Origin of the sequence: Chryseobacterium foetidum (genome assembly GCF_025457425.1) — a bacterium.
In the GTDB taxonomy this organism is placed as follows: Bacteria; Bacteroidota; Bacteroidia; order Flavobacteriales; family Weeksellaceae; genus Chryseobacterium; species Chryseobacterium foetidum.
Map to the genome: position 1 here is coordinate 957,817 of NZ_JAMXIA010000001.1, position 23,159 is coordinate 980,975.

Annotated in this window: 22 protein-coding genes; 5 read left to right on the forward strand and 17 right to left on the reverse strand. The window is 35.0% G+C overall.

The genetic code is table 11. The features are described 5' to 3' along the window. Positions 1-319: 319 nt before the first annotated feature. From NG809_RS04565 to NG809_RS04640, 16 genes are all read right to left on the reverse strand, one after another. Positions 320-745, reverse strand: coding sequence for a hypothetical protein (locus tag NG809_RS04565; protein WP_262148461.1), 426 nt, complete (start codon positions 743-745; stop codon positions 320-322). 8 nt (positions 746-753) lie between these two features. Continuing rightward, on the reverse strand, positions 754-1,269 hold the full coding sequence (locus NG809_RS04570) for a hypothetical protein (RefSeq protein ID WP_262148462.1): 516 nt from the start codon (positions 1,267-1,269) through the stop codon (positions 754-756). 98 nt (positions 1,270-1,367) lie between these two features. Further along, positions 1,368-1,619, reverse strand: a complete 252-nt coding sequence (locus NG809_RS04575) for a hypothetical protein (protein ID WP_262148464.1) — start codon at positions 1,617-1,619, stop codon at positions 1,368-1,370. Between the two features lie 15 nt (positions 1,620-1,634). Further along, positions 1,635-2,144 (reverse strand): hypothetical protein, encoded by a 510-nt coding sequence (locus NG809_RS04580; RefSeq protein ID WP_262148466.1) that lies wholly within the window; start codon positions 2,142-2,144, stop codon positions 1,635-1,637. A gap of 67 nt (positions 2,145-2,211) precedes the next feature. Next, a complete protein-coding gene (locus NG809_RS04585) occupies positions 2,212-4,830 on the reverse strand; it encodes a lipase family protein (protein WP_262148467.1) in 2,619 nt (872 codons plus the stop codon). 12 nt (positions 4,831-4,842) lie between these two features. Further along, the gene (locus NG809_RS04590) at positions 4,843-5,484 is read right to left on the reverse strand and encodes a bacteriophage T4 gp5 trimerisation domain-containing protein (protein ID WP_262148470.1); all 642 of its coding nucleotides are present in this window, start codon (positions 5,482-5,484) and stop codon (positions 4,843-4,845) included. 440 nt (positions 5,485-5,924) lie between these two features. Further along, on the reverse strand, positions 5,925-6,098 hold the full coding sequence (locus tag NG809_RS04595) for a hypothetical protein (RefSeq protein ID WP_262148472.1): 174 nt from the start codon (positions 6,096-6,098) through the stop codon (positions 5,925-5,927). A 121-nt stretch (positions 6,099-6,219) separates the two neighbouring features. Further along, a complete protein-coding gene (locus NG809_RS04600) occupies positions 6,220-7,527 on the reverse strand; it encodes a carboxypeptidase-like regulatory domain-containing protein (RefSeq protein ID WP_262148473.1) in 1,308 nt (435 codons plus the stop codon). Positions 7,528-7,636: 109 nt separating this feature from the next. Further along, entirely contained in the window at positions 7,637-7,837 is a 201-nt protein-coding gene (locus NG809_RS04605) for a hypothetical protein (RefSeq protein WP_262148475.1), read from the reverse strand. 177 nt (positions 7,838-8,014) lie between these two features. Continuing rightward, on the reverse strand, positions 8,015-8,692 hold the full coding sequence (locus tag NG809_RS04610) for a hypothetical protein (RefSeq protein WP_262148477.1): 678 nt from the start codon (positions 8,690-8,692) through the stop codon (positions 8,015-8,017). After that, positions 8,693-10,066: a zinc metalloprotease gene (locus NG809_RS04615; protein ID WP_262148478.1), complete on the reverse strand. Its 1,374-nt coding sequence runs from the start codon at positions 10,064-10,066 to the stop codon at positions 8,693-8,695. A 5-nt stretch (positions 10,067-10,071) separates the two neighbouring features. Then, on the reverse strand, positions 10,072-12,033 hold the full coding sequence (locus NG809_RS04620) for a type VI secretion system Vgr family protein (RefSeq protein WP_262148480.1): 1,962 nt from the start codon (positions 12,031-12,033) through the stop codon (positions 10,072-10,074). 185 nt (positions 12,034-12,218) lie between these two features. After that, the gene (tssD, locus tag NG809_RS04625; RefSeq protein ID WP_056035938.1) at positions 12,219-12,623 is read right to left on the reverse strand and encodes a type VI secretion system tube protein TssD; all 405 of its coding nucleotides are present in this window, start codon (positions 12,621-12,623) and stop codon (positions 12,219-12,221) included. A gap of 425 nt (positions 12,624-13,048) precedes the next feature. Beyond that, positions 13,049-13,453, reverse strand: coding sequence for a type VI secretion system tube protein TssD (gene tssD / locus NG809_RS04630; protein WP_262148483.1), 405 nt, complete (start codon positions 13,451-13,453; stop codon positions 13,049-13,051). Positions 13,454-13,595: 142 nt separating this feature from the next. Next, positions 13,596-14,465 (reverse strand): lytic transglycosylase domain-containing protein, encoded by an 870-nt coding sequence (locus tag NG809_RS04635; RefSeq protein WP_262148484.1) that lies wholly within the window; start codon positions 14,463-14,465, stop codon positions 13,596-13,598. 23 nt (positions 14,466-14,488) lie between these two features. Beyond that, entirely contained in the window at positions 14,489-16,981 is a 2,493-nt protein-coding gene (locus NG809_RS04640; RefSeq protein WP_262148486.1) for an ATP-dependent Clp protease ATP-binding subunit, read from the reverse strand. Between the two features lie 348 nt (positions 16,982-17,329). Between NG809_RS04640 and NG809_RS04645 the strand changes: the two genes are divergently transcribed. Next, complete coding sequence (locus NG809_RS04645; RefSeq protein ID WP_262148488.1) at positions 17,330-18,058, forward strand: hypothetical protein; 729 nt, start codon at positions 17,330-17,332, stop codon at positions 18,056-18,058. Positions 18,059-18,150: 92 nt separating this feature from the next. Here the strand turns inward: NG809_RS04645 and hemB are convergent, their stop codons facing one another. Next, positions 18,151-19,140, reverse strand: coding sequence for a porphobilinogen synthase (gene hemB / locus NG809_RS04650; RefSeq protein ID WP_262148490.1), 990 nt, complete (start codon positions 19,138-19,140; stop codon positions 18,151-18,153). Positions 19,141-19,259: 119 nt separating this feature from the next. Here hemB and NG809_RS04655 point away from each other — a divergent pair, with 119 nt between their 5' ends. From NG809_RS04655 to NG809_RS04670, 4 genes are all read left to right on the forward strand, one after another. Next, positions 19,260-19,610 (forward strand): T9SS type A sorting domain-containing protein, encoded by a 351-nt coding sequence (locus NG809_RS04655; RefSeq protein WP_262148492.1) that lies wholly within the window; start codon positions 19,260-19,262, stop codon positions 19,608-19,610. A gap of 102 nt (positions 19,611-19,712) precedes the next feature. Then, a complete protein-coding gene (locus NG809_RS04660) occupies positions 19,713-20,624 on the forward strand; it encodes an ABC transporter ATP-binding protein (RefSeq protein WP_262148494.1) in 912 nt (303 codons plus the stop codon). 85 nt (positions 20,625-20,709) lie between these two features. Further along, positions 20,710-22,020, forward strand: coding sequence for an ABC transporter permease (locus tag NG809_RS04665; protein ID WP_262148495.1), 1,311 nt, complete (start codon positions 20,710-20,712; stop codon positions 22,018-22,020). Positions 22,021-22,245: 225 nt separating this feature from the next. Beyond that, complete coding sequence (locus tag NG809_RS04670; RefSeq protein ID WP_262148496.1) at positions 22,246-23,073, forward strand: GLPGLI family protein; 828 nt, start codon at positions 22,246-22,248, stop codon at positions 23,071-23,073. Positions 23,074-23,159 lie beyond the last annotated feature (86 nt).

Below are 23,159 nucleotides of genomic sequence, written 5' to 3' on the forward strand. Positions count from 1 at the left end.
TTTTGTAAATTTCTATATCAAATTTTTCAATCATTTTTCTATTTTCTATTTTTAATTGAATTGTCTCTATTTTGTCCATTCCACGAATTTAATAGAATCAAAAGACTAGAAAATACTGTTTTACGTAGTTTATAATTTTCTAAATTTCTATTTGATTGTTTAAAACATTCCATTGCCATAATATGAGTAAAGAAAATCTCTCTATTGGGAGCTCTATAGAAAACAGTTCATTAGAATCTTTAGATTTAAGCTTATCAGTAAACAAAATTTCAATTGACGTATTTATTTTTTTTCGACTAGTATTTGTTGTATAAAAATCTTACTGTTTTTTTGATACTGCAAACACTAATATTCCTAATACATAACCTGAAACAACCCCAAAAAGGGCTCCTACCATAATACAAATATCTTTAGTCCACCAATCATAAATTGAATTTAGTACGCAAAAAAATATTATGGAAAGTACTGAAGTACCTATAATTGAAACTGACAGAAAAAAAGTTCTAAAACCTTTACTAACTGATTTTTGTTGGTAACCTATCAAAACTGAGGCAGAAATTATACCCGCACTTATAAGCCCTATTAATATCAAAATAAAAAGCAAACAAATAATAACTCCCACAATTATTGCTATACAGAAAAATATGGCTCCCATTAAAAGCAACACTACGAGAAAATCATCATCATTATTAAACGAATCAATTATGAAAAAAGTCTGATATAAGTATTGATTTAAAAATTTCAATAATCGTACTATTTTTTTGCTTTTACTTCTTCAAGCTGTTTTTTTACATCATCTGGAAACCAAGGTAACACAGGATCATTTTTATATTGTCCATATACAACATCCGGAGACAAAAGTTCTTCGGGAAGATTGAGTTTTTTTAGTTCTGTTTTGAAATCTGACTCTGACTCAAAACCAGTTACTTCTTCTGTTTCAATATTAATAAGAAACCAAATTCTTGGGATTTTATCTTTTTCATCAAAATCTAATTTTTCCCCTTGATAACCATATATAAACTTTCCTGATACATTAAATTTTTCAATGGGATCAAAACTATTCAAAACTATATTCTTATTATGAAAAGTTTCAATTTTTGGAGTCGCTATATAAGTTTCCATCATCCAATTTCTTGAACCTTGTAATTGTTGCATTTTATAGGGTTTAATTAATGGAACTACCGAGTAATCCCAACCTTCGGAGGACCAATAAAAAATATCAACATTGGCTTTTTCATATGACTGATCCGGAAATAATATATCTTTCATTTTTTTTGTTTTATTACAGTTTGTCATACACATTGAACTCATCAATAGTATAAAAAATAATAAACTATTTTTTTTCATAAATTCTTATTTTAACGTGTTCAATCGATCCATTTCTTTTTAGCTTCTTTTAATTTCTCTCCAATATCTTTCATACCTTTTTCAATGGCTTCTAATTTTTCCTCATCCGTTTTTCCAAGCCATTCAATTTCTCCTTTGCTATAATTATTATTCCAGTTTCCTTTTACTTTCATTAAATCATTGCCTCCAGCAATGTCATGGTAAATGAAGCCCGAAATAATACTTACAACATCATTATCTATGCTTCTTGAACCCTCTTTTGATGCATTCAAATCATATAATAGAGATTATTTTCCTTGTTTCACTTTTACATCTTCTAATTGTTTTTTTATATTTTCTGGAAACCAAGGCAAAATAGGATTTTGTTTATATTGTTCATATACTTCATCAGGATTTAGAAATTCTTCAGGAAGATTGAGATTTTTTAGTTCTATATTAAGTTCTTTTTCTGAATTAAATTTAGATAATGAAACTTCTTTAGTTCCTTTTTTTACATCAATGATGAACCAAAACGGAGGAACAATTACTTCACGATTTTCAAAGTTTCGAATCTCTACAATTTTATGACCATAAATGTAACTACTTGATAAATTAAAATTTTCAATTGGACTAATACTAATTTCATTAAACTTATTGAAACCTGTTGAAATTTGCCACATATCATTGCCTTGCAGTTTTATTAATTGAAATGGTTTAATTAATGGAATCATAGTGTAATCCCAGCCACTATCAGCCCAATAAAACTTATCTATTTTAGCATCTTCATAAGGTCTTTCGGGGAAGAATTTATTTTTCATTTTGTCTGTTTTATTACAACTGAATAAAATTGTTGTAAGTGTTAATAAAAAGATCTTTTTCATTCGTTTATTTTATAATATCTATGACTTTATTTATCAGCCCTTCCATATCACTTCGGATATTATCTCCGACACTTTCAAGATAACCTTTCGGTTTCTCGTTTAATCGGTCTTGTAATTGTTTTTCAGAATAAGTGTTCGTCCAATCACCTTTTACTTTTAACAAATCATTCCCTCCCGCAATATCGTGATATAGAAACCCAGTAATGATACTTACCACATCATATTCAATGCTTCGTGATCCGTCTTCTGACGCCCGCAAATCAAAAGTATCTTCAAATTTATGCTGAATCCTCACATTCCCATTCTTGCCTACACTAACTATAGTTATTACACCAATACTTCTAAGCAACCAAGTTAGTTCATTAGCAGCCACTTTCCAAGTATCTCTGTATTTAGCACTAAAAGGATTTTTAAACTGATCCAACATTTCTCCTTTGGCTCTTTTTCCTCCTAGTTGTATTGCTCTTAATGGAAGATCAATAATTTCAAAAGATTCTTTTCTATATTTAGGATGATTAACAATTTTTTGAGCAATTTCTTTTTCATATTCAACAAATGCAGGATCTTCATTAATTTTTTTAATCAACCTTTTACTCTTGCTGATATCCACTTCGCCACTTTGCAGCATAGAATAAATTCCGGCTTCAAAAAGACTGTTAATATTTCCATCTGTAAGCCCAATAGATTCCGCCAATTTTCTTCTTGCACCATGTGCCCAGCCGGAGCCGTCATATTCTTTGACGCCTTTTGCCCAATCTACAATATTAGTATACCAATGGGGTTCAACTTTCAGTTCTTCTTTAGCTTGGTCTACCCATTTTTTAATCCCTGCAGTATTGGCAATGCTGGTTTTTATCATTAATGCTTTGCCTTTACCTTCTACGAAAGCTTTTTCTTCTTTTCTCTTTTGATCTGAACCCGCGCCTGAAGAGTAATCTAGCCGATAAAACAAATCTTTTCCAGTTTCTTTTACTCTATCCCAAATCGTTTGATCCTGGTACTGATCCCAATCTGAAAGCGTTCCTTTATTAAACATAAACCCAACGGGAGCAAAATGCGCCTGCAATTCCATATTATGAACTTTTTCAAAAGCGATTAATGCATTGAGCTTAAGACGGTACAATTCACTTTTCATGTAAAGAGATTTTTTTGTCCCTTCTGCTTTTGAAATAGCCTGATCTAAAATCGTGTGAAACCAATCTGGTAAAACCTGGCTGATTATAGGGATTTTATATTTTGCAGGTTCATATTTTTTAGAAGGATTGGAAATGACAGAATCACGATAGGTTTTATACTGATAATATGTTTTCCAGTATGTTTTAACGCATTGTCTAAATGTTGGCGCATTTTCATTGATGCTCCCATCAGGATTAAAGGCTTTATCCAGAAGTCTTTTGGGGAAATGATAACCTTCTTCTTCGAAGAATCCTTCCGGAGCATCTTTCTTTACAAACATCCAACTTGCAAACTGCAGATTATCTTTTTCGTTACAAGCATTTTTCACAAAGGGAATATCTCCCATTCTCGTTACAAACAAAGCTCTATCATTGGGAAAAGTGAATTGAACTGCTCGATCAATGAGACCTCCCCAAGAATTATCTCCCAAGAGCTCGTTCATCTTTTCATAAATACCTTGATTTTGATATAATTTTTCTTTGGTAAAAATATCACCAATCCATTCTAAAACCCATTCTTTGATAAAATCTTCAAAGTAATAATTTTTGAATTGCGTATAATCTTCGCCATAAAGTCCTTGTGGCTGATGAGTACCTAAAAACATGATATTGATTGGAATCTCTTCCCAACCTATTTCATAAGCATAATAAATAATTCCAAGAGCTGTCCCTGCAGCAATGGCAGCGCCTTGACTGTGTCCTACAACAGTAACTGGCTTGTAATTTGGAGAATAACTAGCAATTCCTGGGTTTTGCTCTTTCTGATTTTCTATAACTGATTTTTCTTTGATATTCCATTTTCTTTTAGCCCAGACATAACCTTGTGCAATACCATGTTCTACCCTGTGTGCACCTGATGACTGTAAACCATGTGAACCATTAATGAAATGAGCATTTCCCTGAGCATGAAAATACTCTTTGAAAATCTGAGAATATCTTTTTTTTGTGACATTATCATACCCTTCCCAATATCCTTCAAACTTTTCTTTTACAGCGAAAATCCAACGATAATTTTCAGTTGACTCATAATTAGGATCACTATACAAAGTACCTCCTCCTTGTCGATTATCCATCTCTAACTCATCATTAGTATAGATATCAATATTATCTGTTATCTGCTTTTCATTCATATTTGCACCTCGAACTGGATTTTGAGCGAGGTCATCAGGAACTTTATCCATAACAACATTTAAATACGAACCAGGGTTTTTCTTAGGAGTACTTAAATAGCCATTGCAAAAAATAATATCACCGCTTAAAATTGGTACTATATAGTTGAGAATAGGAGGTTTGGGTGGATCTTCGTTTAAACCATAACTTACCCCGCTTTCTTTCCCTACCTGTATTACTTTAGAACCAATATTTTCAATGTTATCTTTAGAATATCTTTTATAATTTCCGTCTACAACTTTCGTGATATTTCCCTTTACAATTCTCGTTCTGCTCATGGGGATAACTGTTTAGAAATTATTACTCTTTTCAGAGCTATTATTTTTTACAATTTTATCAGAATGCTGCTCATTCGTTCCTGCACTTTGGGTTACAATTTTTCCGTCACTCACCTCACTTCTCTCCATCTTCGTCTCACTATGCACATCACCCTCAATCATTTCCGTCAGTTTTCCCGTAATAAACATACTCGTATCTCCCAATACAGAAGTCATTTTCATAGCACCCACACTTTGCGTAGCATTCATTCCAATACTTTGGCTTCTGTTCATGCCAATGGTGTCAGACTGATCTCTACCTACCGTGGTTGTCATATTTTCCGCAACATTAATAAACATATTCTTACAATTCAAAGTCATCGTCTCCGGTGCCGTAATATTGATATTGCTTCCCGTCGTATCCAGATGAATTTCATTACCGCTTTTATCTGTAATAATAATACTTTCATCTTCCGTAAAGACCACTTTATGTCCACTTCTCGTCATAATAGATTTCACTCTGTTATCAGCAAAAACGCCTAAAGCAGTGCCCCCATGGAACATCCCGCCCATGACGAAAGGCCTGTCCGGATGATTGTGGACAAAATTGACCATCACCTGATCACCAACTTCGGGAATGGCTACGTAACCTCTGTTTTGCACAACTTGGTTCATTCCGGCTGCGTAGGGACTCAGCAAACGTTTCGGAAAAATTGAATTTTGTTTGAGTTATTAAGAAACTGTTCACTTTTGAAAATAAAATCCACTGTTTCTGTTATTCAATAAATATTTTGGATTGTGCTTGAAGGTCTTTAATCTGATTAAAAATAAACGATTTATATTCTGCCTGTTCTTCTTTTTCTTCGATATAATTTATGGCTCTTCCCACTTCTTCACCCTCGATGTATTTTACTTTTACTGTAATATTGTCTTTAAAATATTTATTAAAAATTAATTACACATGCAAAACACTATTCTCGTCTTGTACAATCTTGCCAACTTCTACTCCCTTTCCTTTTTTTCTTCTGAACAAAAGCATAAAAATGCATACAAAACGAATAAAAAAAATAAATCCTAAAATAGCGAACAATATAATAACTTCTATCATAACACAATTATTTCTGTTTTTTTATTTCTTCTAATTGCTTTTTAATATCCTCTGGAAACCAAAGTAAAACAGGGTTTTGTTTATATTGTTCATATACTTCATCAGGATTCAGGAAAGTTTCTGGAAGATTAAGTTCTTTTAGTTTTGCTTGAAAATCCGATTCTTTGTCTAATTTAACCAAAGCAGAATCTTCAATTTTGACTCCTTTTCTAAGATCAATTATACACCTATATTTTAGTACATCTTTGTCACCTCTTGCTTCATCAACAATACCACGGTATAAATGCCTGCAATTATGAATTCTACTTAGGTTTGTCCACTTTTTGTAAATAAATAGTATCGGGTATTTTATATATAAAGTAATTAATATTTGGATTTTTATTCTGTCTATATTGCGGAATTAATTGAGCTGAATTAATTGTATCAGAACTATAACCGCTTTTACTAAAAATTAATTTTCTTGGTTTTTGTATTGTAAGTATGTTTAAAGAAGAGTCAGAAATTTTGAAATATCCGTTTTTATCTGTTAAAACAGATTTAATAACTTTATTATTTAGTGAACATTTAACAGACACATTCTCCAATATCACCCCATTATTTTTATCCAGCACAATGCCACTATAATAATCGACAATTTCTCTCTCACTCTCTGAATTTTTGGTAGAACATGATAATAGTAATGAGAGGAAAAACAATAAACTTAAAATCTCGATTTTGCTAAGCCAAACGATGCTTAGCGAATCCTCTTTTGATAGAACAACTCTATCATGATAGTCCATCGGTACCTGTTCGTCAGCATATTTCATCAGATCAATTTCTTCATTACCTTTGGGATACTTTGTGCCTGGCAGTGGATACTGCTGAATCCAGGTGGGTTCGGATGTACTTTTATGTGTATAACTATAACTGCGTCCCCCATAAGTCAATAGCAATTGGTGCCCAATCTCATGGGCTGCGGTTTCTTTAAAATCTAAATCACTGTCTTTAGAATCAGTATAAAACCATCCCTTGGTAAGATAGACAATGGTATTTTTATTATAAGATTTCCAATCAGAATAAAATGTGTAACCAGTTTTATAGTACAGTTCTCTGTGTAGCTCCCAATTGTGGGAACGATTAAAAGTTGTATTTTCTTTATTTGTGAAATAAATAATTTTAGGAGCAACCATGCCCTTGTCATCTTGAACAGCATTAACTAATATTTCCCATTTTTCACCATGAATATCTGTTCCTTTATAAAAAGTTTTCTTATCAGTTCTGCTCCAATATGTGTTGATACCTTCCAGTGCCATATTTTTCAACTCTTCCCAATTTCTTGTTCTATTTTTTATAGGACTTTTTTTAAAATAATTTATTGCCTCTTGAGAAATTTTTTCCCATGGACAAGTCTCAAGCCAGCGCGTTTCATCTCTCATTCCCGATAAGCTAGAAGAGCATTCTAATCCTTCTTCTCCGCCGTCTTTTAAGTTAACACGCAATGTCGTATCAATCTTTTTTTTATTTTTATCAATTTTTACGTCAACCCATTCCACCTCACTATACCTTGTAGAAAACTCAACTTCTTTTGATTTTTCTTTACCATTTTTACTGGCAGTAATAACCGCTTTCAATTTTTTATTGTTGAACTTTGAACTGTCATAAACATTGTTATTGTCAAAACCATCCCAAAAAATAACATAGGAACCAATTTTTGTGTAATCTGAAGCTGATGTTTTGTAGTTATTGAATACACTTTTTCCAATCCCAAACCTTCACAGGATTAGAAAAATCATACTCCGGCTTCCTATTTTTTATGTCCTCTGAAAGCTTAAGAATTCTTCGTGCCGTCACAACAATCTCAGGTAAATTGGTAATCTGAAATAATATACTTCCGCCTTCGTTTAATATTTTAAATTCTAAAGAATCTATATTTCCGAGCATTAACGAGTAGTTAAAAGCAAAATTGGCGTTTTCATAACCCCCTTCAAAATCCAATATTCCAAAAGGTACCAACGTTGAATGATCACTATCTTTTTTAAGTGAAAAAGAAATTTCAAAATCTTCATTTAAATCATTACCTAATCTTCATACATTTATTTAAAAACCAAGGCGGTTTAATTACATTTTTATTCTTGGAGGATCTTTACGATAAGACTTCATAATTTGACCATTGTCACCTTTCAAAACAAAGCCTTGGGTGTAAGGCTTTTCTTCATCTTTTACAACCCATTCAATTACATAGACATAAATTTTCTTCTCGTCATCATAAGAACGCTTCAAAGAACCAGACTTACTTAAATTTCCGTTATTTTCTTTACTGAAGAGAATTACGTCAGCTATTGAAAATGAATAATTGACATCCTTATTCTCCTGATTTATTATTTTTCCTTCTCGATTGTATTTTTTCCAAACGCCGGTTTCGATATCATCAAAATATCTTTCATACTGTACTAAAATACCATCCTTGTTAAAAATATAAAAATCAGCGAACCCATCTGGAAATTTCTCAGTCTGCAAATATTCAATGACATATTTGGGGTTATAATCTCCTCCAAAGTGCTGATCATCCAACATATAGTTCTGTTCTACTAAAACATTTTCTTTGGTTTTATAACCTGTATAATCAGGGTTTGCTTTTAGCTTCTTTTCGTACTCAGGAATATTGAAAATTTTCACAGTCATCTTTTTTTCGTTAATTTTAGTAACTCCTTTTCCTGACTCTGTCAAATCTTGACTTTTTGAATTACAAGATAAAGTCAACATTATTATGCTGAAAAGATAGTAGTATGCTTTCATTTATATTTGTTTTTTTATTAAATCCCACTGCCATTTATAGGTTTGTTTTCCTACTAAATTTGTAACATCGTCATTATAATCCATTATGTTATCAGTTTCGCATTGTTTAAAAATATACTTACTATAATCATCAAATGTATGGCTTAGACCTATAGCATGGAGAAGTTCATGAGACGCTGTACACGAAGCAGCAGATTTATTCATTGTAATTTTCTTTTGAGTTAGGGCGAGATTAAAGACAATAACACTACTCTTAATTGAATTAGATTTTACAGGCGATTTCGGGAGCTCATGAGAATATCCTAAAATATAGCCGCCACCACAATCATTTGTTTCACAAACATCTGTAACATAGAATATTTTATAGGAATCGTCATAGAAAGTACCATTTTTTACTCCATTAGAATTATGGGAGTTTTTTAATTCAGTATTCAAATACTGAAACATTTCGTCGACATTCTGATTGAATTTATCCACAACATTAACTGTGGATGGAATAGAAATTCTTGTTTTTTGTACTTTCAAATTAACATAGCTCTGTTTAAATATTTTTTTCAAAAAAGAAGTTTCATCAGCAATAATAACACTATTTCGACCTTTGAATACTTGAACTAATGTAACTTTGATTTTCCTTTGATTGGATGTGCTGTTTTTTACAACTATTAACTTTCCCACATCTTCTCCTATCCCATCTTTAAATGCTTGTATGATTATTTCCTGGTCTGTAACAAACTCATTTGTACAAGTAATTTCCAAACACTGATCTATTGTATGTTTGCCTGCAGAAGTTGGTATAGGCTTGAGTAATTTGGCAGTAAAATAATTGGTGTCATATTCTAATTCAAAACTTTCAGGTTGCTCCTCAGTCTCTATTTTTAGCTGAAGTATTGCCTTATTATTTGGTAGTAAAGAAAGATATGGAATTATGTAATAATAGGGATACTTCCCATTTTTCTTCCATGTAACAATCATTTTTCTAAATTCCGAGGTTACCAACTTATCATATTCTGAAGTTAAGTTGTGAAAGTTTGGATTACAATAATCAAATCCATATTTCGTTTTCGGATAAGTATAGTTTCCCATTATATCTCTATACCATTTTTTGTCACCACTCTGTCCTGTGTCTCCCGTTCTAATCCAATCAAACCCATATTCACCATTCCACTTGTTATGCGGTCTGAACTGCACAAGACATTTCGCTTTAATTTCTCCCGCTGCAGGTTTTGAAGGATTTTGGAAACTTATACCATTTGTTTCCCCCTTTTCGGTAATCAATTCTATCGCGTTATCAATAATACTACTTTCAGAAAAAATGCTATAATCTTTCCCAATAACTTCTGTTATCTTACCTTTTACAATTCTAGTCCTGCTCATAGTTTTTAGTAATTTTTACTGCGTTCACCACTGTTATTCTGAACTTCGTTTTGAGCATGTTTGCTTATCGAGCCATGTGAACTCGTTTCAATTCCCTTTTCAGAATTAATCACAGTTTTACCCTGCTTAACTTCACTATGCACGTCACCCTCAATCATTTCCGTCAGTTTTCCCGTAATAAACATACTCGTATTTCCCAACACAGAAGTCATTTTCATCGCACCCACACTTTGCGTAGCATTCATTCCAATACTCTGACTTCTGTTCATGCCAATGGTGTCAGACTGATCTCTACCTACCGTCGTTGTCATATTTTCCGCAACATTAATAAACATATTCTTACAATTCAAAGTCATCGTCTCCGGTGCCGTAATATTGATATTGCTTCCCGTCGTATCCAGATGAATTTCATTACCGCTTTTATCTGTAATAATAATACTTTCATCTTCAGTAAAAACCACTTTATGTCCACTTCTCGTCATAATAGATTTCACTCTGTTATCAGCAAAACCGCCTAAAGCAGTGCCCCCATGGAACATTCCGCCCATTACAAATGGCCTGTCCGGATGATTGTGTACAAAATTGACCATCACCTGGTCACCGACTTCGGGAATGGCTACATAACCTCTGTTTTGGGTTACCTGATCTGTTCCGCCAGCATCGGGACTCATCATTCTGATGAAATTGGTGGTGTCATTCATCTGCCAGTCAAATCTCACCTGCACTCGTCCCTGCCCTTCAGGATCGGTGTTTGAAATCACTGTGGCAATCTGGGGCTGGGCAACAGGAACCGTGAAATCGGGTTTTGGTAAAAATCCTGTATCGGCTGCAATGCCCTGAAAACTTCCACTGTAATGACCAATGGTGTCAATCTCATGCGTTGTTTCAGTGATCATTATTTTGGTGAAATAAGAGCTTTCGTTACTGTCGATCTTTCTCATCTGAATATCTGCGATGCAGCCCGGATGAAGAAAAGGCACCGTTGTTTTTGCCGAAACTGAAAATACATTTACAGCCTCACTTCCTGAAGTACTTCTCTGTGAATATTCCACATCCAGATTCGTCGAGGCTTTGATTGGAGCTACCTGTAAGGCTGGTGTTTTGAAGATAGAATCATTGTGCTGATAGGCCGTTTTTGCCAAATCACCAACGTGCTGCACCGGCGTTGCACCAGAAGTCAATTTTTCATTCTTACTGCTGTTGTAGCCGTAGTACTGTGGTTTTGTATGCAATGCTTTTAATTCTACTTCCACATCTTGAGCGCTGCTTCCGTAAATGAGTTTTACCGGAGAATTCTGAGGTGGCAGCTTTCCGAAATGTAGAACTTCGCCATCGTAATAAAACTGTTCACCATAAGCTTCTGCCATTCTTGCAAGATAATTGTAATGGGTTTCGTTGTACTGGCTACTGTAGACAATCTGCGAATAATCATTGGTATCGATTCTCACATCAAATTTGCTTTTGTCTAAACCCTGTTGAATAACCTCATCAGCGATAATTCCAATGCTTGCAGACTTTCCGCCTCCAAAACTCTGAATATGAGGTGCGCCATCCAGTAAAATTGTCGGACTGAAACCTTTCAGCACAATATTCCCTAAACTCATCTGTTCCTGACTGAAAGAAACTCCTGTTATCACGCCAACAAACGTTCTCTCAGGGCTGTTCTGAACATCTTTGTAAGAAATTACAGCCGTTAATCTTTTTCCTAAAAACTCATTGGCATCTTCCAAAGTGTGCGTCTGTCTTCCTCCTAAAGCGTCATGAGCAAGCGTAATTTTAAATTCATGGTGGCGGTTGGCACTTTGCTTCAGGCTGAAATGCTTGTAATAACGGATCACTTTACCGTCAATAACCAGAGAAAGTTTTACAAGACGGTTGATACCGGTATGCTGATGGGCAGATATATTTTCGGCGTTCTGGGACGGACGGAAACCGCTCCCGCTTCTGTTTTCCGGATTTGTAGTCATAATAATGTGATTGTGTGATAATAAAGGTAATTATTTTTAGCAACTCCTAAAAATTATGCAGCGACAATTTTCAGTTTTAAAAAAGATTTAACATAATTATTAATTTTTAGACAAAAAAGACTGCCTTTTTTAAAAATGACAGTCTTCGTTCCCTTAATAACTATAAAACTCTGATGATTTCTTTTTTAAGCTGACGGCCAAAGACCTTCATAAGCAGAATTACCATAATTGATCTGCTCTGCACTGATAACGAAGCTGATGTACATCGAATTTTCATCTGTACCGTCAAAATCCACTTCGTGCTGGATTACGTATCCGTTTTCCCAGTTTAAAGTGATTAATGTTCCTTCCTCGTGAGATTTGTTGAAAGTAATTTCTCCTGTTGTCGGCTTGTACTTTCCGTTAAGCAAAGATTCTAAAATATCAGACTTTTCTGTAGCTTCTACAGTTACTCTGATTAAAGCGTTGGAAGGATCTGATGCTACTCTACCTGAAACGTCTGTTGATCTCGAAACGCTGTAGTTCAGCTTTAATAATTTCTGTCCTTCGCCTCCGTTGAATTTTAAGATTCCTCTTGAATTAAGTGCCATAATGTAAATTTTTTAAAATTAATATTTTGTGATCTGTTGTTTTTGGTATTCCAAAGATAGAACCACATTTTTGAAAATTCATCCTAAAAAACAATTATCTCAGATTTTGTAGTAGTTCTACGATTTTGTGTAGTAGTTCTACGATTGCAATTCAAAATTTAAGGTTTAAGATTTAAAATTCAAGATGCGAGGTTCGGGGTTCGAGATTCGAGATTCAAGGTGCGGGATTCAAGGTGCAGGATTCGAGGTTTGGGATTCGAGGTTTGGGATGCGGGATTGAAATGTATGCTATAGTGAAGAACGGAGGTATTTTTCAGTTTTGTGAAGATTTGGATTGATTGAAAATAATTTAACATAAAAAAAGGCTGTCAAAATCAATTGACAGCCCTGCTTTTGTATACATTAATACTGAAAAGATGGGTTTTCTAGCTTGTTGGCCAAAGACCTTCGTAAGCAGAATTTCCATAGTTAATTTTCTCTGCACTCACCACAAAGCTGATGTACATCGAATTTTCATCTGTTGCATCAAAATCCACTTCATGCTGAATCACATAACCGTTTTCCCAGTTTAAGGTAATTAAAGTTCCTTCTTCGTGAGATTTGTTGAAAGTAATTTCCCCGCTCGTTGGTTTGTATTTTCCATTAAGCAAAGATTCGAGAATGTCAGATTTCTCTGTTGCTTCCACTGTTACTTTGATGATTGCGTTGGATGGGTCTGAAGCTACTCTACCGGATACGTCCGTTGATCTCGAAACGCTGTAGTTCAGCTTTAATAGTTTTTGTCCTTCGCCACCGTTGAATTTTAAGATTCCTCTTGAATTAAGTGCCATAACGTAAAATTTTTTTAAATGAAACTTGTGATTTTTATTTTTCGTATTCCAAAGGTAGAACGTCCTGAAAAGATTTTCAAATATTTTGGAACAAATTTGAAAAAGTGTAGTAATTCTACGATTTGATGTCGTAGAACTACGATTAATTTGAACTGTTTTTGGAAGATTCTCTCACCGATCTTCCCAAAATTTTATTCTTTTTTAACAGGAAATCAGGCATTAAATCTATTGGAAGTCTCAGAAAACCGTCACCCTCTTCCTGTAATTGTCTTTCCAGCTCAGGATTCCATTCAGTAAGCTGAGAGTATTCTATTTTCAGTTCTTCCGCAACAATTTTCAGATTGAAACCTGCATTGATTTCCGCTTCTGTAAGTGATGAAATCGTTTTTCCGCTTCCGCTGCCATCCAGAAACACTTTTTTCATTCGTGAATTGTTGTAATCTGTAAGAACTGAGTTCAATTCTCCGGTTGCGAAACATGCGTTCAGATATTTTTTAACGTGATTCACCGTTTCTGCCGGAAGATATTTAGCAAAAACATGATACTGAGTAGAACCTGCATTTCTCATGGCTTTGGCAATGTTTCCCTCCCCACAGTTGTACGCAGCAACTACCGTTACCCAATTGTTGTACTTTCTGTAAAGATCTGAAAGCGAAATCGCTGCTGTTTTTGTACTTCGGTATAAATCATTCCGCTGTGCTTCAGTAAGACCATACTGATTGGCGTGTGCAGTCATAAACTGCCAAACTCCCACTGCTCCGACACTTGAAGTGATGTTTCTGTTGAAATTGGATTCAATCAAAGCTAAATTTCGCAAATGTCTCGGCAATCCTTTTTCCACCATTGAATATTCGATGAATTCAACAATCTCTTTATTGGAACTGATGATATTCTGATATTTTCTTACACTGCTCTCAGAAGTATCCGAAGCATTTAAAAACTGCGAAAAACCCGATTGCGAAAAGCCTGCAGTGAAAATTACAGTTAATAAAATTTTAAATCCCGTTTTCATCGGATGTGCGTTTTCAAAATAATTTAATTAACTGTCCAGACTGTTTTTTCTTCTTCAGAATTCCAGTCTACATTGAGGGTTTGTCCGGCTTTTACCTCTTCTCTTACGATCATTTTTGAAATCGGTCTTGCGAGTTGAGATCTGATGACTCCGGAAATCTGTCTTGCCCCATATTTGCTGCTGAAACCACCTAAAGCCAGACCTTTCACCGCTTCATCAGAAATTTCCAGACTCATTCCCAATCTTAATAAAGAATTGTGAAGTGATTTAAGCTGAATATTGAAAATTCTTTCTGCCATCGATTCTGTAATCGGTGCAAACGGAATAATCTCAGTAATCCTTGCCAAAAATTCGGGTCTGAAACGTCCTGAATTCGACATGATCTGCATCAGGGATTTTGATTCAGGAATTTTGCCTTCTTCAAACTGTTTTACGATTTCTTCGCTTCCGATATTTGAAGTAAATAAGATCAAAGCGTTGCTGAAATCGCCTTCCTTCCCAAGTTTATCATGTACTTTTCCTTCGTCCATAATCTGAAGGAAAACATCAAAAACAGAGTGATGCGCTTTTTCAATTTCATCAAATAAAACAACTGTATAAGGTTGCTGTCTGATTTTATTGACCAACATTCCACCTTCTTCATAACCAACGTAGCCCGGAGGCGCACCGTATAAAAGTGCCGCAGAATGTTCTTCTTTAAATTCAGACATATCAAAACGAACCATCGCTTTTTCGTCATTAAAAAGAAGTTCTGCCATCGATTTTGCGAGCTCGGTTTTTCCCGTTCCGGTCGGGCCTAAAAGGAAGAATGAACCGATGGGCTGCCCTGGTTTGTTTAATCCGCTTCGGTTTTCAACGATGGCATCTGAAAGGATTTTCAATGCATGATCCTGACCAACGACCCTGTTCATCAGAAGGCCTTCCATATTCAGAAGTTTTTCTTTTTCCTGAGCCTGAATTTTGCCAATCGGAATGCTGGTTTTTGCAGCCATAACCGCGGCCAGTTCAAGACGGCCTACTTTTTCTCTTTTTACAGCGGCATGCTCAAGAAGTTCGGCAAACGTCTGCTCAATAATCTTCTGAATTTCCTCCACCGCCATGGAATTGTCAATCTGTGGCTGCTCACTCAATGAACCCCACAAGATCGGACTTATTTTATCTCTCAGTAAATTGTAATTCCAGATTAATTCATCAGCTTTATCTTTTTCGTCAATGTATTCTTCCGTTAAAATCTGATCGTAGACTATTTTCCAGCTTTCCAGTTCTTTTTCTGAAAGCTCGTCCAGCATTTTGATGGCGGCCATTGTTCTGTCTAAAAGATCAATTGCGGCATCAGGAAGTTTTTTACCTTTAGAATAGCGTTTTGCCAAACGTACACATTCGGGAAGTGCTGTTTTTTCAACTTCAATTCCGTGGTGTTTTTTGTAACCGTCCAGAAGAACGTCGATCATTTTAACACAGGTCTTTTCATCCGGTTCCAAAACGGTTAAAACTTCAAATCTTCTATTAAAGGCTTGTTCCGGTTCTATGATTTTTCTGTATTCCTCCTGAGTGGTTGCTCCGATAACGGTAATTTCCCCACGCGCCAGTTCAGGTTTCAGAATATTTCCGATATTTCCAATGCTTCCTTTTGGATCGAGAAGTGAGTGAATTTCATCAATAAATAAAACTGCTTTTTCAATTTTCTTGCATTCATTGATTACTTTCTTCAGTCTGTCTTCAATTTCACCTTTATAGGACGTTCCAGCCAGCAAAGCTCCGGTATCCAGCTCTAAAAGTGTTGCATTTTTAAGCATTTCAGGAACATTTCCTTTGATGATTTCCGTTGCGAAACCTTCTACCAAAGCTGTTTTACCAACACCGGGCTCACCAATGATGATGACGTTAGGTTTTGTTCTTCTGCAAAGAATCTCAACCAACATTCTGAGTTCCTTATCACGACCGATAATGTTTTCAATTTCACCGTTTCGGGCCTGTGCTGTTCGGTCAACACAATAATTTTTAATGGATGGAAACGCATTTTCAGAATGACTGCTGCCATTTAATAAAGAAGAAAAATCTCCGTTATCAATCGTTTCGTAAGGGGTATCTTTTCGGTACAAATTAAAGATTTCATGCTCTCTCAAAGGAAGAGACTTTAATTGCTGAAGCGAAAATGAAACTTCAGGTTTTACGATTGCGGTAAGAATGCAGATTGGGGAAATTTCATCAAGACCTAATTTAAGTCTTATATCGTCTGCCTCTTCAAGAAGCCGGTCTACAGAATCGCCTTCCTTTACTTCAGACGGCAAATGAGAAGTTTTGGGATATTCTTCAAGACGCACATCTGCCCATTCATAAAAATATCCGGGATCTTTATCAATGTTTTTTAAAAATTCATTCAGACCAATATCTTTGTGCATTAAAGCCTGCAGAATATGAGGCCCGTCGTAAGTTGCGTTGTAATTTTCTCTGGCGATAGACTGCGCAATATGAAACAATTGTTTTACAGTCTCGTTGGTAACAAGTACTCCCATTTATTTTCGAAATTAATATTTGTGACGTTAAAATTTGGTTGAACTAAAATAAGTTTTTTTCGCCAACCCATGAAATTTAATTTTAAATATTTCATTTAGAGTCTGTTTAAAAATTATTAAAATAGTTTGATTATATTGATTTTAAATGGTTTGATTAATTGAGTCTTCGACAGGCTCAGACTGACAAATCTAATACTAACCGCTTAATTTAACGGTGTCACTCTGAGCTCGTCGAAGAGTTTTTGAACCAGAATACTTATTTGATAAAAATTTAAACAAGCTCTAAATTAATAATCTCACTTTGCTGAAAATTTTTCTATTTTTACTGTAACCAAAAAGCAAATTTTTATGCAAAACAATCAACAGCTTACCGAACTTCTCGCCCTCGATCTGGGAACTTCAATTATCAACAGACTTCCGTACGCAAAGGAGGTTTTTAAATGGCAGGACATCGATCTCCTTCCCCATTCCTCTGAAGACACCATGCTTTGCGAAATTTATGAAAGAAATGGAAGAAACTGGCGTACCACCAATAATAACCTGATCGGATATTTATTTGCCGGCGAAGAATTGGAAAGGGTTAAAAACCAGTTAAAAGAGGTAAAGAAATTCTCTGCAATGATTCCTGATTTTCAGTTTAACAAAGACAGTATGCTCGATTTCGGACTTTCGCTGCCTTCCTTATTTAATATTGATGTAAAAGGAGATCTGAAAAACGCAAAAGATTTCACAATCAAAGTGAGCAATGTAACCAAATCCCGCATCACTAATATCGATGTTCCAGGAATTGAGATTTTGAGAAAATATTCTCAGTTTACGCAGGATGAATCTAAAGCTTACAGAAAAAATGTGAAGTTTAATTTTCTGAGCACCGCCCTTTTTTATGCTGAAAGTGTAGAAATTAATTTAGAAAAAGACAGCGGAGTAAATCTTGACGTAAGTTTCAGCACTCAAAATATTGAAGTTCAGACTAATGTAAATACAGATACAAAAAAGAACTTTGTTTTAAAATATACCGGAAATCAGTCTCCTTTTGCTGCAAAATTTGTAAGAGGGAAAGATTTTGATATTCTTTAAATATTTTCTAAAATTCCCGCAGATTTTACTGATTAAGCGGATGAAAAATTTAAAATCTGCTGTATCTGCAAAATCTGCGAGAATATTTTATATTATTTATTCAAAAGCATCGCTGCTTCTTTGGCGAAATAGGTAAAAATCATATCTGCGCCGGCTCTTTTGAAGCAGGTGAGGCTTTCGATGATGGTTTTATCATTATCCAGCCAGCCGTTTTGGGCAGCGGCTTTTACCATGGCATATTCTCCGCTAACGTTGTAGACTGCGATGGGAAGATCAATTGCCTCACGCACTTTGGCAACAATATCCAGATAAGGAAGTCCGGGTTTAATCATGATGATATCGGCACCTTCATCCACATCCTTGAAAACTTCATTCAAAGCTTCCCTTGAATTATGAAAATCCATCTGATAAGTTTTTTTGTCCTTTGGAATTTCGCCCATTTCTTTGGGAGCACTGTCCAGAGCACTTCTGAAAGGACCGTAGAATGAACTCGCATATTTGGCAGCATAGCTTAAAATCCCTACATCATGAAAACCATTTTCCTCCAATGCTTCCCTGATGGTGAGCACTCTGCCATCCATCATATCACTCGGCGCAACAATATCTGCACCGGCTTCAGCATGTGAAACTGACATTCTGGCCAAAGCATCGTTGGTGGCATCGTTGACTATTTTTCCATTCTCAATAATCCCGTCGTGGCCGTAGATAGAATAAGGATCCAGGGCTACATCAGGCATTACAATCATTTGCGGAACGGCATCTTTTATTGCCTTTATGGTTTGCTGCATCAATCCATCTTTGTTCCAGGCTTCTTTTCCTGTATTGTCTTTAAGATGATCAGAAACTTTCATATAAAGATTTACTGCTTTCACTCCAAGTGAAAAAAGTTCTTTACATTCTTTTACCGTAAGATCAAGGCTTCGTCTGAAAATCCCCGGCATTGAAGCGATCGGTTCCTCTTTATTCTCTCCCTCCATCACAAAAACCGGCATTACAAAGTCATTTACCGAAAGGTGGCTTTCTCTTACCAGACTTCGCACAGCTTCAGTAGATCTGAGCCTTCTGTTTCTTGAATATATCATTTTTTGGAATACTTTTTGAAATATTGATACAAATTTAATACATCTGACTCAAAAAGATGTTGCACAGTAAAAAGTTATTTAATACTTTTGTTAATAGTTTATATGCAAAAATGCGTTTAATGAGAAAAATTTTACTTTTAATTATATTCACAGGCAGCTTTTTAGGGTTTTCAAATCAATTGAAAGCTCAACTGAGAGAGCCTTCCTCCGTATCTCAAAAATCTGATGACGGAATTTTGACGGCATATCCAAATCCGGCAAAAGACTTTTTGATGGTAAAAGCCAAGGATGCCAACTTAAAAATCAAAAACGTTACTTTTTACTCGATTATGGGAACACAGGTTGCCAGCTATAATATTAATGCCAACAAGGGCGAAATCAATATTGGAAATCTCAGACCCGGAAAATACATGATTCGCTACATTCTGAGCGACAACACTCAGAAAGTAACGCAAATCGTTAAACAATAAAACATACTCAATCCTGATAATCATCAGGATTTTTTTTTGCCCTTTATTCTGAGTTAATTATTCCGTAACTTTCGGCTACTAATTTATTTCTAAAAATTTCTCATGTTAAAAGCTGAGCATATTATAAAGACCTACGATTCGGGAAAAAAAATAGCACTGGACGATTTCAGTATCTCGGTTCCCAAAGGCAGTATTTACGGACTTCTAGGTCCCAACGGTGCAGGAAAAACATCATTTATCCGAATCATCAATCAGATTACCAAAGCAGATTCTGGCGACATTCATATTGATGGGGAGAAACTCAATCCATCACACATCAGAAACATAGGCTATATGCCTGAAGAGCGTGGTTTGTACAAAAACATGAGCATCGGAGACCAGATTCTCTATTTTGGTGAGCTAAAGGGAATGTCTAAAAATGATGCGCTTTCTGAAGCTAAGAAATGGTTTGAAAAACTTCACATCGACCAGTGGTGGAAGAAAAAACTAACAGAACTATCCAAAGGAATGGCTCAGAAAATCCAGTTTGTGGTGACGGTTTTGCACAGACCCAATCTTTTGATTTTGGATGAACCGTTTTCAGGTTTCGATCCGGTGAATGCCAATTTAATTAAAGATCAAATCATAGATTTAAAGAACAATGGGACAACCATCATTCTTTCCACCCACAGAATGGAAAGCGTGGAAGAAATGTGTGATTACGTGGCTTTGATCAATAATTCAAAAAAGATTATTGACGGAAGGGTTTTTGAGGTTCGTGAGAAATTCAAGAAGAATATTTTCTCTGTAAAACTTTCTGAAGTGAATCAGGAAAATTTCAATGTGTTTAAAGAAAAATTTGATGTTTTAAATCTGAAAAGCGAATACAGCCTGACAACATTTGACATTAAAAACGAAATTTCACAAAACGAACTCATCACCGAAGTTTTAAAAACCGGAAACATCAGGACTTTTGAGGAAAAAATCCCAAGCATGAATGAGGTATTCATTAGTGCAGTCTCGAATAATGGATGATAAGTGATAAATGATGATTGATAAACGATCAAAGATCAGACATCCAGCATCAAACTTCCAGCACCCAACCTTTTAATAAAAATCTATGAACAATATAATCTTAATAACCAAAAGAGAATTTCTTACACAGGTGAAGAAAAAATCTTTTGTTGTGCTTACTCTTCTTGCTCCAATCCTTCTTTTGGCTTTTGGAGCAGTCATCGGTCTGATGTTTAAAGCCAATGAATCCCACACGAAAATTGAGGTGGTAGACAACAGCGGATTATTTAAAAATGCCCTAAAATCAGACGATAAAATCAATTATAACTTTATTACCGAGGCAAATCCGGCAAAGAAAGTGGAGTCTTTAAAGAAAAGTGAAGCGACTGACGGAATTTTAATCTTACCTCAGCTCAACGGATCTGATTATGCAGGTTTTGAAAAAAACACACAGCTTTTGCTCAACACAAAAATTGGTTTTGACACCAAAAAAATGATTGCCTCAGACATCAATGAAGTTCTAAAAAAAGAAAAAATAAAAAAGCTCGGCATTCAGAATTCCCAGCTGGAAGATCTGGATAAAAGATTTTCGCTTACAACCATCAATCTTACAAACGATGATAAAGAGGATTCTGATATGGCTTTCGGTGTGAAAAGCGTGCTCAGTATGCTTTTGATGTACGTCACGTTTATGTTTATCATTATTTACGGCGTTCGTGTAATGCGAAGCGTCCTGGAAGAAAAAAACAACCGTGTGGTTGAAATTATTATTTCATCTGTGAAACCTTTTGAGCTGATGATGGGGAAAATTCTGGGTGTAACGCTGGTTGCCCTCACCCAGTTTATGGTTTGGATTACCATGTCGGTGATTGGTGCTTTGGTTTTAAACACAGGCTTTTCATCGATTCAAAAAAATATTCCAGGGGCGGATGAAGAGATGACTTCAAAATTTGACATCGTGGAAATGGGAACTCAGATTTCCCACAGCCTTCTGGAGCTGAATTTCCCTTTAATCATCTTCGTTTTTATTGTGTTTTTCCTTTTGGGATATATGTTTTACAGCTCGATTTACGCAGCTGTAGGTTCGGCGGTAGACAATGAAACGGAAACGCAGCAATTCACCATTTTTGCCATCCTTCCGCTGATGTTGGGAATGTACGGAAGCTTTTCTGTGATGAATAATCCTGACGGTCCGCTTGGTTTCTGGCTGTCGATTATTCCGTTTACTTCTCCCGTTGCGATGATTGCGAGAATTCCGTTTGGGGTTCCTGCGTGGCAGATTGCACTTTCTATTTTTCTGCTTTTGGCCACGACCATTTTTATGATTTTTGTTGCAGGAAAAATTTACAGAGTCGGGATTTTAATGTACGGAAATAAGGCAAGTATGAAGGAGATCTGGAAGTGGATTAAAGAATAATTTAAAGCAAAATCCATTTAAATAGGATGAAAATTATTAATCCATAAAGCTTATAAAATTGCTTATCGAATTATAATCAATTCAAAAATATTATGTTCAATATTTGCTCCTCTATTTTTTGGAGGAACATTTTTTAATTCAAAATCAAGTAAATCTAATAGTATCGATTTCACTTAAACATTGTATATTTGGTTCAAGACAGTCTTAATCAAAACACGTAACAAGATGAAATTTTTAAAATTTATTATATTTTTAATTCCAATAATATTTTATTGTCAGAATAATAGAGCTTATTATCAGATGAAATATAAGCCCAACAAAATAGATACTACTACAAAAAAAATATTACAGGTTTTAATTTTTAATAGTTTAAAATCAAGCTTTCAATCACATGGAGTTTTAAAGAGAGATTCGTTATTTGCGATTTCGCTGGAACATAAAAATAAAACCGGTGATTTCTTAAATAATGACGAAAATTTCAGGTCGTCAATGGATGATCAATATAAAATATCAAGCGATTCAAAATCTGACATTGTAACTTTTCAGGATATTCTAGGAGAGCAGTACTTGGCGAAATATGAGGAAAAAATAAAATTAAAATGGCAAATAAGCAGCGATACTCAAGATTTTAATGGTATCAAATGTCAAAAAGCAACCACTGAATATGGAGGGAGAAAATGGATTGCATGGTTCGCCAGCGAATACAACTTTCATTTTGGTCCTTATAAGTTTCAAGGACTTCCAGGATTAATAATAAAAATTTGGGATACAGAAAACAATTTTATGTGGGATTTTGTAGGCTTAAAAAAGCAGAATTCTGACAATTTTTACGAAAATACTTATTTGGAATTGCAGGGTTGGCAAATTGCTAATTTGGATAAAAAAAATTTTCTAAAAGTCGAACATCAGTATTTTAACCACCCTTTAGGAAATATCTCAGAAATCTTTCCTGATGCTTCCGGTGATAAGATTCAAAAAATATTAGAAATAGAACGGGAGAAGATTAAACGAAATCAATATATGAATAATAAGATTGAAATTGCCCAGAAATAGCAATGTCAGTGCTTCCGCATAATTTCTATACAAACAAAACGCCCGGCTTCCAATGGAAACCGGGCGTTATTATTTTAATTCAAAAA